This window comes from Collinsella sp. BIOML-A6 (assembly GCF_009875845.1).
Taxonomy (GTDB): Bacteria; Actinomycetota; Coriobacteriia; order Coriobacteriales; family Coriobacteriaceae; genus Collinsella; species Collinsella aerofaciens_H.
In genome coordinates this window covers 1-13,873 of sequence record NZ_WWSL01000019.1, presented here as the reverse complement: position 1 = coordinate 13,873, position 13,873 = coordinate 1, and the positions used below count along the sequence as shown (strand labels likewise).

General features: G+C 60.0%; 14 protein-coding genes and 1 pseudogene. 5 read left to right on the top strand and 10 right to left on the bottom strand.

Going from position 1 to position 13,873, the window contains the following annotated elements; genetic code table 11:
* Nucleotides 1-105: 105 nt before the first annotated feature.
* Together GT495_RS07350 and GT495_RS07345 are read right to left on the bottom strand one after the other, a co-directional pair.
* Nucleotides 106-1,227, bottom strand: a complete 1,122-nt coding sequence (locus GT495_RS07350; RefSeq protein WP_161162131.1) for a hypothetical protein — start codon at nucleotides 1,225-1,227, stop codon at nucleotides 106-108.
* Nucleotides 1,228-1,867: 640 nt separating this feature from the next.
* Nucleotides 1,868-2,836, bottom strand: coding sequence for a 3'-5' exonuclease (locus tag GT495_RS07345; protein WP_152073679.1), 969 nt, complete (start codon nucleotides 2,834-2,836; stop codon nucleotides 1,868-1,870).
* Nucleotides 2,837-3,007: 171 nt separating this feature from the next.
* On the opposite strand from GT495_RS07345, the gene GT495_RS07340 reads away from it, so the two are divergent.
* Nucleotides 3,008-4,066, top strand: coding sequence for a putative manganese transporter (locus tag GT495_RS07340; protein ID WP_161162130.1), 1,059 nt, complete (start codon nucleotides 3,008-3,010; stop codon nucleotides 4,064-4,066).
* A gap of 36 nt (nucleotides 4,067-4,102) precedes the next feature.
* Here the strand turns inward: GT495_RS07340 and GT495_RS07335 are convergent, their stop codons facing one another.
* Both GT495_RS07335 and GT495_RS07330 read right to left on the bottom strand, forming a co-directional pair.
* Nucleotides 4,103-4,585: a DUF188 domain-containing protein gene (locus tag GT495_RS07335; RefSeq protein ID WP_161162129.1), complete on the bottom strand. Its 483-nt coding sequence runs from the start codon at nucleotides 4,583-4,585 to the stop codon at nucleotides 4,103-4,105.
* Nucleotides 4,586-5,188 (bottom strand): HdeD family acid-resistance protein, encoded by a 603-nt coding sequence (locus GT495_RS07330; protein ID WP_161162128.1) that lies wholly within the window; start codon nucleotides 5,186-5,188, stop codon nucleotides 4,586-4,588.
* 236 nt (nucleotides 5,189-5,424) lie between these two features.
* Between GT495_RS07330 and GT495_RS07325 the strand changes: the two genes are divergently transcribed.
* From GT495_RS07325 to GT495_RS07315, 3 genes are all read left to right on the top strand, one after another.
* A complete protein-coding gene (locus GT495_RS07325; RefSeq protein WP_161162127.1) occupies nucleotides 5,425-6,096 on the top strand; it encodes a nitroreductase family protein in 672 nt (223 codons plus the stop codon).
* An 83-nt stretch (nucleotides 6,097-6,179) separates the two neighbouring features.
* Entirely contained in the window at nucleotides 6,180-6,722 is a 543-nt protein-coding gene (locus tag GT495_RS07320) for a histidine phosphatase family protein (RefSeq protein WP_161162126.1), read from the top strand.
* A gap of 17 nt (nucleotides 6,723-6,739) precedes the next feature.
* Complete coding sequence (locus GT495_RS07315; protein ID WP_161162125.1) at nucleotides 6,740-7,375, top strand: histidine phosphatase family protein; 636 nt, start codon at nucleotides 6,740-6,742, stop codon at nucleotides 7,373-7,375.
* 2 nt (nucleotides 7,376-7,377) lie between these two features.
* On the opposite strand, the gene GT495_RS07310 is transcribed toward GT495_RS07315, so the two are convergent.
* Together GT495_RS07310 and GT495_RS07305 are read right to left on the bottom strand one after the other, a co-directional pair.
* Nucleotides 7,378-8,067 carry a DUF1015 family protein gene (locus tag GT495_RS07310; RefSeq protein ID WP_161162124.1) on the bottom strand — a complete coding sequence of 230 codons (690 nt, stop codon included), beginning with the start codon at nucleotides 8,065-8,067 and terminating at the stop codon, nucleotides 7,378-7,380.
* 39 nt (nucleotides 8,068-8,106) lie between these two features.
* A complete protein-coding gene (locus GT495_RS07305) occupies nucleotides 8,107-9,327 on the bottom strand; it encodes a M20 family metallopeptidase (RefSeq protein WP_161162151.1) in 1,221 nt (406 codons plus the stop codon).
* Between the two features lie 154 nt (nucleotides 9,328-9,481).
* Here GT495_RS07305 and GT495_RS07300 point away from each other — a divergent pair, with 154 nt between their 5' ends.
* Nucleotides 9,482-10,531, top strand: a complete 1,050-nt coding sequence (locus GT495_RS07300) for a hypothetical protein (protein WP_161162123.1) — start codon at nucleotides 9,482-9,484, stop codon at nucleotides 10,529-10,531.
* Between the two features lie 348 nt (nucleotides 10,532-10,879).
* On the opposite strand, the gene GT495_RS07295 is transcribed toward GT495_RS07300, so the two are convergent.
* The 4 genes and pseudogenes from GT495_RS07295 to GT495_RS11130 form a co-directional block, all read right to left on the bottom strand.
* Entirely contained in the window at nucleotides 10,880-12,043 is a 1,164-nt protein-coding gene (locus tag GT495_RS07295) for a phosphoglycerate dehydrogenase (protein ID WP_161162122.1), read from the bottom strand.
* 73 nt (nucleotides 12,044-12,116) lie between these two features.
* A complete protein-coding gene (gene serC, locus GT495_RS07290; protein ID WP_161162121.1) occupies nucleotides 12,117-13,241 on the bottom strand; it encodes a 3-phosphoserine/phosphohydroxythreonine transaminase in 1,125 nt (374 codons plus the stop codon).
* Between the two features lie 135 nt (nucleotides 13,242-13,376).
* Nucleotides 13,377-13,529 (bottom strand): hypothetical protein, encoded by a 153-nt coding sequence (locus GT495_RS10895; RefSeq protein ID WP_240128139.1) that lies wholly within the window; start codon nucleotides 13,527-13,529, stop codon nucleotides 13,377-13,379.
* A 43-nt stretch (nucleotides 13,530-13,572) separates the two neighbouring features.
* Nucleotides 13,573-13,665, bottom strand: a pseudogene (locus GT495_RS11130) (hypothetical protein); the annotation flags it as partial.
* Nucleotides 13,666-13,873 lie beyond the last annotated feature (208 nt).

Here is a 13,873-nt window from a genome sequence, read left to right as displayed (position 1 = left end):
GAATCAGTTTTATCTAAAGTTATATCGAGCATTGCTGCAGTCAATCAGGCACATTGGTGGCCGAATAAGTCGAAAAATGTAGGTGGACATCCGCATAGACCATCTTTAGAAGAGCGAATTCTCAATTAAATCAATAATCGTGTCGTCTTCCGTGCGGTTTTCATCGATTTTTGCGGACATGTCGCATTCCCAAGGCCCATTGATTTCTTCAGCAAGGGCCCCGACGTGTTGCATATCGTCGGGTTCGGGCACATCGTTGATGCTCGGGTCATCGGCTTGCGGATATTGGCTTGCAATTTCGCGCTTGGCGGCCTCTTCTTCTTTGAGTGCCTCCAGGACGCGGCGACCGTATTCGAAATAGCGCCGCAAGACAAATTGACGAAGAGTTTCTTGCAGGATGGCGAAGTCATCCGGTAGCCGACCGGGCCAGATCTTCTCGCGAATGCGAATCGCTTCCATGATCCGTCTAAAAGCGGACTGCTTGAAAAACGAATGACGACTAACTGTGATAACGGCATATCCCATGTTTCGCAGCGTGTTTCGGCGCTCCTCGTCAATTGATTGCTGCTCGGGTTCGTCGTGGTAAAAGCCGTTGTATTCGATATCGGTCATCGAATTTTTGAGCAGCGCGTCGAGGTAGAAAACCGTCCGTCGCGTTAGAGCGGCGTATCTTTTGGGGACTGGGATCGGATAATCCGTTTTGATAGCGCGTATGGCTAAGCCACCCATTGACTTGGGCATTGTCAGCATCATGACAAACGCCGTTTCGAGTGGGGAGCGACAGCCTTCGCGTACATAAGAAAGTGCCTTAAGAGCTTTATTGGATCCACGATACCCCGATGCCTCTGAAAAGAAGGCTCTGAGCACTTCAACGCTGGTTAGGGCTGGGCGTTCGCGATATTGAGTTTCGTCGGACGTTTCAAGCGCGTAGGAGCCGCAGATTTCAAAGTAATACTCAACGAGCTCCGAAAGGTTGAGGTCGGCTGTTGCTTCCAGCGCGCACAGCTTGATATCGACGATGTAGACGTTCGGCTCGAGTTTTAGGTAGCTTTCTGCATCAAACGTATAGCGCGTGCAGTGGCAGATGCAGCCCTTGCGGTGCCTTTTGGCATTATTGGAAAACGTCAGCACATGGATGCATTCAGAATCGACATTCTTTCTGTTGAGCCATGCTCGCGCTGCTTCCAGGTCGGACGTGGTCGGCGCAGACCCTCTGATCTTTTCCATAGGTATGGGATCGATCGCATAGCTTGCGAGCGAGTTGGCTGTTTGGTATACAGCGCGTGCCGTGGTATGTGACAGAACGATTCCCATACGCGCATGATGGCATAGCGGACGCCACATACGCTCGAAACTTCGGGCAACGGTATTGGGGCGCGGCTTATCTTCTGCGAACGGTGGGCTTTTGAGCAGTCGTATCGACGGAGCAGCTTCGGCTGGGGAGGTTTCTGCCAGCTGCGCCTTTTTTGGTGAACTTTAGTTGCGAATTCGTAGCTTCTAGGCGTTTTTGCCGACCGCCCAGATGCCTCACCAACATAATTTGAGTTATTCGGCCTTATCCTATACGAATGGTGCGAACGCATGCGTCCTATTCGAATTGATTCAGGTAGATTAATGGGGCTTTGTTGCGAAAGTAAGGCGACTACAGCGCTCGATTGTGGTTCAAGGGGCCTTGACTAGTGGTTCAGCTGGCCGAACAACTCGAAAAATGTAGGTGGGCCAACCACTCGACTGTGCGAAGTACGCGTATTCGCTCGTTTTGATGAAAACTAGGGCGCAGCCATAAGGCTGCGCCCTAGTTTACTGCGTGCCGACGCGCCCAGACGGATTGCGCTGTGCCTGGCAGGCGCTCCCGCAGATGGATCGGTTATTTTGCAAACAGGTTCTTGAGGTTGAACTCGGCCTGGACGGTGCGGAGCATGAGGTCGGTGTCGTCGAGGCCCAGGTGCTGCTCGTTGGCGTCGGCGGCGAGGGTGCCACGGCGGCGCGCCCAGTTCTCGAGCGCAGCGGGCGCGGACTCGCGGGGGAGCGAGCGCACGTCGGCGTCCAGGCTGCGGCAGATTTGGCGCGAGTCGATGACGATGATCTTGCCTGCGCGCCGTGCCTCGGCGTAACCGTCCAGATGAATTTTGAACCAGCTGTCCTCGAAGGCGGCATTATGTGCCATATAGGGATACTTCTTCATGAGCTTGAGCAGCTGCTTCTGCAGCTCCTTGTTCTCGCGGAACGGCTTTTTGCCGTCGATGTCGTCCCAGGTAATGTGATGGATGTTCGACAGCGGCACATCCTCGCCACGGTAGATGTCGGGCAGGCCGCAGTAGTGTGCTTCGGCGTCATGCGGCACGGCGTCGCTGGTGAGATCCATGATCTCCCAGCCCACGTTGATGATGTAGCCTCGTTCGGGCGCGCGACCGGTGGTCTCGATGTCGATGCCCAGCACCGTGCCTTGGATGGGCTTGCGGGCATAGGCCACGCCGAGTGCGTCGCGGTCACCGCGGATCTCTCGCATAACGGACGCGGCGGTACGCTTTTGCATCTTGCCGATGGCGGCGCAGGTGTCGGCGTCGGACAGGCCGCGCGAGAGCGTCGCGGGCGTCACGTTGCGCAGGCGCGCCTCGCCAATCTGGTCGCACAGGTCGCGGTTGCGGTCGGCCAGGTCGCGCACAGTGGCAAAGTCGAAGCCGGGGTCGCCCTCGGCGGTAAAGTACTCGGTCTCGAGCACCTTGAGGGCCTCCTCGCCCTTCTGGCGCTCGGACTCCATGGCGCCGTGGTCGCCGTAGATAAACATGGGGATAAACGGCTGACGCTCGTATTCGAGTGCTTGCGAAACATTCATATGCTGCTCCTTTGACGGGCCGCGTCGCGCGGCTCTGGGTTACTGAGTTGTGGCGAGATGATAGTTTACCATGGGCAACTATTGGCACCGCGCTCGGGACAACTACAATACCCTAGTTGACCGCTAGGACTTTTACAATGCTGCCGAAAGACACGAAAGGTTCCATCTGTCATGGATTTACTGATTGATATTCTGCTCGACGCCGGCAAGGACACGCTGTCGCTGGTGCCATTTTTGTTGGTGACGTATCTTGCCCTTGAGGCACTTGAGCACGTTGCGGGCGACCGCGTCAACGGCGCTATCAAGCGCGCCGGCGCCGCGGGTCCGGTTGTCGGATCGTTGTTGGGCATGGTGCCACAGTGCGGGTTTTCGGCCATGGCGGCGACGCTGTACGCCGGCCGCGTCGTGACGCTGGGCACGCTGGTCGCGGTTTTCCTCTCGACCTCAGACGAGATGCTGCCGCTGTTGCTTGCCGAGCAGGTTCCCGTGCAGACCATGGCGATGCTTTTGGCTTCGAAGGCGCTGATCGCGCTGGTCACGGGCTTTATCGTGGACGCCGCCGTTCGCGGGTTGCGCCGCAACGTCCGCGCGCATGCGGCGATTCGCCGCACCGTGCTGGGGACCGCGGTCAATCCGGCACACGCGAACTGCGCGCACGACGACCATACCGGGGGCGACATCATTGACGAAGTTGCCGAGGCGGGCGTAAGTGCCGATCACATCCATGAGCTGTGCGAGCGCGATCATTGCGGCTGTGACGAGGATGAGGACGAGCACGGACATGGTCACGGTCACGAACACGGCCATGAGCACGGTCACTCCCACGAGGGTGCGCCCCTCCTGTCGATCATCCGCAGCGCGATCTCGCACACTGTGCAAGTATCGGTATTCATTTTCCTGGTGACGCTGATCCTGGTTGCCGTCCTCGAGACTTTTGGCGAGTCCACGATCGAGCAGTTCCTGCGCGGCAATGAGACGCTCGCCGTCCTGGGCTCGGCGCTTGTCGGTCTGATCCCCAACTGCTCTGCCAGCGTCGTTATTACGCAGCTGTACCTCGAAGGTGCGCTGCAGCTGGCGCCGATGCTCGCTGGCACCCTCATTTCCGCCGGCGTGGGCTACCTGGTGCTGTTCCGCACCAACCGCAGCGCCCGCGAAAACGCCCTGTTTCTGGTTATGATGTACGTCATCGGCGCCGGCTGGGGACTCGTTCTCTCCGCCTGTGGCTTCTAGGTAGATTTTTAGGCATGTCCCAAAAATCTACCTTGTTTAGCGTAACAGTTCGGTGAGGTTGCGTTTAAAGCGGGCGCGGTCCTCGCTGGTGAAGGCTGCCGGACCGCGGGTGCGTCCCCCGGCGCGGCGCACCTTCTTTTCCTCGTGACGAATAAATAGCTGCATATCGATGGTGGCTTTGTCGTAGACGCGCCCGCGCGCGCCGATGGCGGCGGCTTCGCGTCCGAGCGCCATGCTCGCCAGGCCTATGTCCTGCGTCACGACCACGTCGCCAGCCCGCAGGCGCTCGACAATGGCAAAGTCGGCGCTATCGGCTCCCACGCTCACATCGAGCGTCGTGACCCAAAAGCCCCGACGTTCATGCTCGGCGTCGCGCGGATCGTCGCGGCGAATGTGGCATTCCAGGTTCTGCGTGCTGTTGCCGGCGATAACGACGGCGACGCCCGCCCTTCGCGCGCAGTCGATCGACTCGCGCGTGACCGGGCAGGCGTCGGCATCAATAAAAAGCGTCTTTGGCATCTAGCGCACCAGTTTGCCAAATTGAATGGCGCGAATAATCAGCGTCACGCCAAACACCAGCAGCGCGGCACCGCTAAAGAGGACGAGCATCGTGGCCGACCACAGCGGATAGATAAACACGAACATGCCCGCGATGATGGAGAGTGCGCCGCTCAGGATGGCGAGGGCGCGGTTGGCGGAAAGCTCGGATTCCAGAATCGACATGACGCCCTCGACGATCCAGCCAAAGCCGGCGACGACCACTACAAGCGTGGTGAGCGTCGCGGTCGAGAAGGCCTGGTTGCGCAGAATCACCACGCCGCCCAGAATAATGAGCAGGTTGGTGATGATGTTCGTAACGCGCCAACCGGTGGGCAGCAGCGGCTCGAAAACAGCAGTAAACAGCCTGATCGCGGCCGTGATCACAAAGTAGAAGCCCAAGACGGTCGTTAGGAAGATGAGGGACTTGGCGGGCGCAAACAGCAGTGCGATGCCGGTGACGAGCGCCAGGACGCCCGTGATGGCGTAAATCCAGCGCACGGCCTTGACAGCCTTGCCTGCCATGCTGTTCTCGTCAAATCCAAACGCGCTCGATTGCTTGTCATCGTTCTTAAAGATGCCCATGATGTCTCCTTTCCGTGCGGCGTAAGCCGTGGCTCTTGCAACCAGTATCGCCCAAGGGCGCCGGCGTGTGGGACGAGGAGGGCGAATTGCCTCCCCATCTTCCCGAATCGTTACTTTTGTCCCCGCTTTGGTGAGGAGTGTTCAACGGCTGTGGAACATTATGCCGTTGAGTGTAATTGCCTACGTTTTGGGTTAGATTCTCCTAAGAACAATTGCCCGAAATTGGGGGGGTCCCTATGAACGAAACAGTTCCCACGGCGCCGGTAAGCGCTGAGTCGATGGCAAAGCAGGGTTGCGAAAAGCTTGGCCTGGACACGTTTGACGCGCTGGTCCGCCGCGCCCGCACGTGCCGCCGCTTTGACGAGTCCATGCGCGTGCCGCGTGAGTTTTTGCTCGAGCTGGCGGAGCTGGCGCACCTGGCTCCCTGTGGCGCCAATGCTCAACGCCTGCGCTTTCATGTGGTGAGCGGTGCAGAGGACTGCGCGTGCGTATTTGATGAGCTCGCGTGGGCCGGTGCGCTCAAGGACTGGCCGGGCCCTGCCGAGGGCGAGCGCCCAACCGGCTACATCGCGATTCTTGCCGAGCGCGCTGTTCCGGGTAAGCCTGCCGCGCCCATCACCGAGGTCGACACCGGCATTGCCGCCCAGACGATGATGCTCGCCGCTCGCAGCGCCACGCCCGAGGTGGCGGCATGCATGTTCAAGGCCTTTACGTCCCGCGCAATCGACGCCATGGGGCTCGATAATGACAGATACGAGCTCAAACTGATCATGGCTTTTGGCGTGCCAGCCGAGACACAGGTGATCGACGCGATCGACTCCAACCCGGACGGCTCTATCAATTACTGGCGCGATGAGGCGCAGACGCATCACGTGCCTAAGCGTCCGCTTGCCGACGTGCTGCTGTAGTTGCGCGTCGTTGCGGCGCGATCAGGCGGTAAAACCACCACAAAGGCGCCTGTCCCCTTTGTGGTGGTGCGAGGGGAGGGCGTGTGGCCGATCTGTATTTGGTGCGGCATGGGCAGACCGAGCTCAATGTGAAGAACATTTTGCAGGGCTGGCACGATTCGCCGTTGACGGCGCGCGGGCGCGAGCAAGCGCTGGCGACGCGTGCGGCGTTCGAGGACCGCGGCGTGACCTTTGACCATGTGTACTCGTCTCCGTTGGGGCGGGCGCGGTGTACGACAGAGCTTATCGTTGGCGAGGGTCGTTCCATAGAGCTGGTCGATGAACTGCGCGAGTGGCATTTGGGTTCGTTGGAGGGCACATCAAACTGCGAGATGCCGGCGCAACCCTGGGGCGATTATCCGGTTGCCTTTGGTGGCGAGTCGGAAAGTGAGCTTCGCGCACGTATGGTCGCGGTGCTATCCCGCATCATGGCCCGGCCCCGGCACGACTGCGTGTTGGCCGTCTCCCACGGCTCAGCCTGCCAGGAGTTTCTTAGATGCGTGACTGGCGGGGGAGAACAACCCGACAACGGCGCCGTGCTTCATTTTGGCTATCGCGACGGGGCGTTTTCGCTCTTGGGCTGGTAACAAACGAAAGGACCCCTATGAATAAAGACCTGTATCTGGTCCGTCACGGACAGACGATATTTAACCTCAAACGCATTATTCAGGGCTGGAGCGACTCGCCGCTCACGCAGCTGGGCTGCGACCAGGCGGCGCGCGCCGGCATGTTTTTGCGCGCGCGTGGTGTTGAGCCCGACCACGCCTACACCTCAACGCTGCATCGCACCGAGCAGACTATCGCCAACCTGTGGCCGGGCCTTGCCTACGAGCGCCTGGACGGCCTGCGTGAGTGGTTCTTTGGCGACTTTGAGGCCGAGCGCGTGATGCTCATGCCCGAGCGCCCGTGGCGCGATTTCTACCGCCAGTTTGGCGGCGAGGGGCAGATGCAGGTGCGCGAGCGCATGGTGGCGACGCTGACCGACCTCATGCAGCGTCCGGACCACTCGTGCGTCCTCGCGGTGAGCCATGCCTCTTCCATTAAGGAGTTTTTGGACCACGTGAGGGGCGCGGCGGCCGACGAGCGCGACCGCGTTCCGGGCAATTGCTCGGTGTTGCACTTTGCGTTTGATGATGCGACGGATACGTTTGAACTGGTCGAGATCTTTATGCAGGAGGACTACGCGCGCGAGCTGGGGCTTGAGCCGCTCGTGGCGGCAGCAGGCCCGCAGCGGGGATAGCGTTAGAACCGCGCGACCTGGTGGGTGAGCAGGCCCATCGGGACCTGCGGCGCGGCGCCACCGACCTGCGCGGCGGGGAAGAGTACGGCCACGGTGAAGTTGAACGGCTCCTTGCCGGTGTACGTTCCGGCGGCACGGGCCTCATCGGCCAGCAGCTGCGACGCCACGGTCAGAGCTGCGGCGTAGGCGGGGTCGTCGGCCAGTGCCGACTCCGGTGCCTGATCGAGCATGGCACGGATGGCGGCAACGGCGTCCTCGCGCTTGACCTCCCACACACGGTGCGTAATGCCGGCGGGATCGGTGACGGCATAGAGCGAAGCGCCCTCTTTGGCAGCGCCCAGGATGATATCCATGACGGGAGAGGCTTCGTAGGCGAGCGACACGGGGCGCGGCTGCACCTTGAGCTCGGCGATTGCGCACGCTGCGCCGAGTGCGTCGACGCTCTCGGTACCAGCCTCGTCGCTGCCCGCCAGCACGTTAACCGGGCAGATTGCCACGACGCCCGTTACGCGTCCCGGCTCTCCCGAACACTCGTACACGTAGTATGCCGCGCCTGGATCCTTGAGCATGAGCCCATCGGCGATCGCGCCGCGCAGGGCTTCGTTGTCGCTCAGGATGCCGCCTATCGCAGGTAGCGCTTCGAGCACGCGGTCCTGAGCTGGGCGGATGCAGGGAAACGGAAGTGCTTTCATGGACGGTCCTAACGCGCGAGTCGGTTTGTTCGCGGCTTATTATGCCCCAACTTGGCCGCTTCCGCTCCAGAGCGTGTTGTCGACAAGCGCGATGAGCACGTTTTGGCAGCGAACGATATCGGCATGGGGCACATGTTCGTTGGGCTTGTGGGCGAGCGCGAGCGAGCCTGGGCCATAGCTCATGCAGTTGCGGTTTCCCGTCTTGCTGGCAATGACGGCAGTGTCGGTGTAGCCGGTAAAGAAGCCGACGGTCGTGTCCGTGCCCGTCGCATCGTCTGCTGTGTGCTTGAGCACGGCTAGAAGAGGAGAGCTTGGGTCGCGTTCGATGGCGGGGCGGTCGCCTGTCACGGTATAGCTGCCATGGCAGCCGGGGACCGCGGCTTCGGCGCCGGCGATGGCCTGTTCTACCATGCGCGTCGCGGCGGCCGTATCAGTCGGCGGGGTCAGGCGCATGTCGACCCAGACCTTGGCGTGGTCGGGCACGACATAGGGACGGTAGCCACCCTCAATCTGACCAAACGTGATGGTCGATGGCCCCAGCTCATCATGCACGGGCAGCGCCGCGAACGCATGGCGCAGCGCGCAGACGACCTCGGCCATGGCGGCGACGGCATCCGCGCCCTTCCAGGGCTGGCTCGCATGCGCCGTGACGCCGGTCATCTCGACCTCGAACCATGTGCGTCCCTTGTGCGCCACCTGAATCTGTCCGTCGGTGGGCTCGGTGTCCAGCACCCATTCGCGCGAGCCGACCCAGCCGGCGGCAATCGCGGCCTCGGAGCCGCGCATAAAGTCATCCTCATCGACCGAGCAGATGAGCGAAAAGCCGCGGCGGGGCAGCGCGCCATCCGCCGCCACGCGCTCGAGCGTATGGACCAGTGCGGCAATGGCGCAGGCCAGGCCACCCTTCATATCGCAGGCACCGCGGCCATAGAGTTTATCGTCACGCACGATTGCTCCGAGCGGCGGAATGCCTGCGTCCCAGCCGTCACCCAAGGTGACGGTATCCATGTGGCAGATGTAGACGAGCCGTGGCTCGTCGCTCAAACCGGGCACGGTGACCATAAGGTTGCGGCGTCCGGGGAGTACTTCGAGCTCTGCAATCTGTACGGCATCGAGCACAGGGCTATCAAGCTGCGCCAGTTGCTGCTCAATGAGCCCCTTAATGAAGTGCTCGATCTCGCCCTCATACGCGCCCGGGTCTGAGCTGTCGATCCGCACAAGCTCCTGCGCAAGCCGCCAGGCAAAGTCCTCATCAACCATATGCAACCTCACAATCAGTTTGCTATCCAAACCAATTGTAAGCCTCCTGAGAGATCCGCGATGCGCGCGCAGCAGTATTTACCGTTCGCAGGCCGAGCCAGCGCGTTTGCCGTCCAGGCGGGTTTACAAACGACGCGGTGGGTACATACCTTTCATGGACGACATGCTGTGCGACATATCTGCCTTTCGGTATCACCGGATACCTCCACAGGTCTTGGCAATAATGCCAGACCTGCCCGATTCTGCGGACGATCCGCGCAGGGAACGCCTTTGTGAGCATCCTCTCGTTGCGCATTTTCTGGGCACCCCGATACACGTTTTGGCGCAGGGCAGCTGCGGACGTAAGGGCGATCGCATTGTCAGGCATGTTTGGAACGGGGAGAGACCGTTTGGCTCCGTGCGGCAGACGGAGTTTGGCCTCGATGTCGCGTCCCCTCTCTTTACCCTGCTGACCCTGTCTTCCTCGGTCTCAAACGAGCGTCTAATCATGTGCATGTATGAGATGTGCGGCACCTTTGCCGTGTGCAAGATTGCGCCTCAAGTAAAGTTGGCACTTGAGCAGGCATATGGGGGCCGGTGGGGTGACGCACGGTTGGGCTGGGATAACGTAAAGGATGTCTCGGGGAATCCAACGGACTTGTGGAAACGACCGCCCTTGATCGAGCTCTCTGAGCTTACGGAGTACGCCAGTAAGATCCAGGGGCTCCGCGGTGCTAAATCGTTCACACGTGCCGCGAAATGCATTACGGGGGTTGTGGCATCACCGCTTGAGGTTCAAGCTTCGATGTTGTTTGGCCTTTCGAGGCTGCGCGGCGGCGAAGGGCTGCGCCTCACCAATAACGTCGAAATTCGCATGACGCGCAGTGCCCGCCTGATTTCGGAGCTCGATAGGCGCTATGCCGATATTCTGCTGGCAAATAAGGACGGCAGCCGAGAGTGCCTTGTTGAATGCCAGGGTAAAGCCATTCACGGATCCATAGAATCCAAGATCTCGGACTCCGACCGAACGACGGCGCTGCAAGCGATGGGATATCCCGTCGTTCTGATGACCTATGGTCAGCTGGCCGACCCCGATGCTTTCCGCGTGGTGATGGAACTCATCATGTCCTATCTCAATATGCCGTTGAAAGACAAGACGCCGCGGCAGCAGGAGCTCGAACGGCGTCTTCGTGAGGAGATTTTTATCGATTGGGCGGGAATGTAGCCGCGCGGGTGGAAAGCGGTCGCGTGACTAGCTTTTTGGTCACAAAAAAGGCTTTAATTTCGCCTTGAAGGGGCCTTAAAAATGCTATCTAGAATAAGTTGTTTCGGAAAATAGACAGTCAACTTGGATTTGGCATATAGAGATCAATTACTACCTACTAAAGCCCCTGATAAAGTTGTTTATCAAAGCAGGTGCGCTCAGTGATTTGGGTCTTACCGTCGATTATCCGAAAAAACTTGTTCTGGATAGCATTTTTGAAACCAGCCGGAGCAATAAAATCGGCCCCCGTTTCGTGAAAACGGGGGCCGAATGGGCTTCATGGCCTGCCTGGCAGGCTTGGTGCCGGCGCTATTTGATCACGCGCACGCGATACATCGACGGAATCTGCTTAAGCGCCTCGATCGTGCTGCTGTTCAGGTGCTCGTCGGTGTCGAACATGGTGTAGGCGTTCTCGCCGGCGGACTCGTTGGTCATGCGCTGCACGTTGGCGTTGTCCTTGGCGAGAATGGCCGTGATCTGGCCGATCATGTTGGGCACGTTGGCGTGCAGGCAGGCGATGCGGCTCGCGGCGCGCGCCTTGCCCATGCTGCAAGCGGGGTAGTTGACGCTGTGCGCGATGTTGCCGTTCTCCAGGTAATCCTTGAGCTCGCTGATGGCCATGTCTGCGCAGTTGGCCTCGGCCTCGCCAGTGCCGGCGCCCGAGTGCGTGGTGATAAACGTGTTGGGCATCTTGACGGTCTTGGGCGTGGCGAAGTCGCAGCTAAACCAGCTCAGCTTGCCCTCGCGCAGGGCAGCGTCGACGGCGTCCTCGTCAATGATGGTTTCGCGCGCGTAGTTGATGAGCACGGCGTCGGGTGCCAGCAGGTTAATCTGCTCGGTGCTGATCATGCCGATGGTGTCGGCCTTGCTGGGCACGTGCACGGTGAGATAGTCGCAGCCGCGGCAGAGGTCCTCGAGCGTGCCCACGCGTTGCACCTCGCGGCTCAGTACCCACGCGTGCTCGACGGAAATGAACGGATCGTAGCCGTAGACGTCCATGCCCAGATCGACGCAGGCGTTGGCGACCTTGGAGCCAACGTTGCCCAGGCCGATGACACCGATGCGTTTGCCCTTGAGCTCGCGGCCCACAAAGGCCTTCTTGGCTTTCTCGGCATCGACCTGGATCTTGGGGTCGTCGGCGTTGTCGCGCACCCAGTTCATCGACTGCACTACGCCGCGGCTCGAAAGCACCAGCATGCCCAGGACAAGCTCCTTGACGGCGTTGCTGTTGGCACCGGGGGAGTTAAAGACGACGACGCCCTTCTTGGCGTACTCCTCGACGGGAATGTTGTTGATGCCGGCACCGCAGCGGGCGATGGCGCGGATGCCCTCGGGCAGCTCGTAGCCGTGCAGGTCGGTGGAGCGCATCAGGATGGCGTCGGCCTCTTCGGCGGTGCTTACAAACTCGTAGCCCTCGCCAAACTCGACTTTGCCGTCTTTAGTGATGTCGTCGATGGTCTTAATCTTACGCATGGAAAAAACTCCTTAGCAGGTTTTGATGTAAACAGGGTGGTCTGAGGTGGCTGGTCGGCCCGCGTGTTGCGGGCTAGTTAGATCGCGGGCTCAAACTATGCTGCGCTTCGAAGTCCTTCATGTACGAGGCCAGTGCCTGCACGTCCTCCATGGTGACGGCGTTGTACACGCTGGCGCGCATGCCGCCGACGAGACGATGGCCCTTGACGTTTTGGATCTGGTGCTCGGCGGCGCCCGCAACAAAGGCGGCGTCGAGTTCGGCATCGCCGGTACGGAAGGTGACGTTGGCGATGGAGCGACTGTCTGTCTGCGTGGTGCCGTGGAATAGTTTACTGTTCTCGAGCAGGTCGTAGAGCAGGTTGGCCTTGGCCCAGTTGCGCTCGGCCAAGGCGGCAAGTCCGCCGGTCTGCTCAACCCAACGGAACACCTTGCCGCACACGTAGATGCCAAAGGTGTTGGGCGTGTTGAGCATGGAGCCCTTGGCGGCCTGGGTCTTAAGGTCCATGTACTGCGGCGTCTGCGCAAAGGCGGGGCCGTCGGCGATCAGGTCGTCGCGCACGATGACCACGGTGACGCCCGCGGCGCCGGCGTTTTTTTGAGCGCCGGCGTAGATGAGTCCGTAACGCTCGACGTCGAGCGGCTGCGACAAAAAGCAGCTCGAGACATCGGCGACCAGCGGCACGTCGCCGCAATCGGGCGGCTCGTGGAACATGGTGCCAAAGATGGTGTTGTTTTGGCAGATGTAGACGTAGTCGAGCCCGTCGCCCGCGGCCTCGGCGGCAATGCGCGCGTTGATGTCGGCCATGTCGGGGATGCGGTCGAAATTGGTGTCCTCGGAGCTCGCGAGCAGCACGGCCTCGCCGTACTTGGCGGCCTCTTTGTACGCCTTGTTGGCAAAGTTACCGGTCACGACGTAGCCGGCACGGCCGCGGCGCATGAGGTTCATCGGGATGCCCGCAAACTGCAGCGTGGCGCCGCCCTGCAAAAACAGGACACGGTAGTTGTCGGGGATGCTCAGCAGACGGCGCAGGGTTGCCTCGGCGTCATCGATGATCTGCTGGTACATGCTAGATCGATGGCTCATCTCGAGCACGGACATGCCGCAACCGCGGTAGTCCATCATCTCGTCGGCGATCTCGGCGAGCACGCTTGTAGGTAGCGCGGCCGGGCCAGCTGAGAAGTTGTGCACACGTGCCATCTTCTAGTTCCCCTCGTAGTCGTTTGAACGTTCGGGATACTTTAGCACAGTGGAGCGCCAGGCGCGACCGTATCACGGTAAAACTCGAGTGCGCCGCTATGATTTACAGTATGGTTACATGGGGGAGAGGTGACCTTACCTGATGGCTCGCATCCGGTCTGCCTCTGCTTTTGCCTGCTTCCAAGGACGCACGCGGCCGTTCACCAGGTCAGCGTAGCCGCGAGCGATGGAGTGCTGGATGCGAGCTTCGCGTTCCTGAATGGCGGCAAGCGCGCGTCTGCTTGTCATAGGCCTCAGCATCCATGACGACAAGCGACGCCGATCCGTTTTTAGCTAGGTAGACGGGCTCTTTGGTCTTGTGATAAATATCTGCAATGGAGCCAAAGTTGCGTTGCAGATCGGATATGGGCTTTACAACGGGCATATGAAACCCCTTACATAGAATCATATGTATACTATTTCTAATCAGCCTGATGATGAGCATCCTTCAGAGTATATCGAACAAGTGGACGATCTTTATGCTTACGAGGAGGAGGCAAGTAAACTTCGGGGCTCCCTTGATTGTCATTTTCATTGCAACAGCCTCAGGACTCAGCGCAACGCGTTGCGCTGAGTCCTGAGGCGCGAATCCG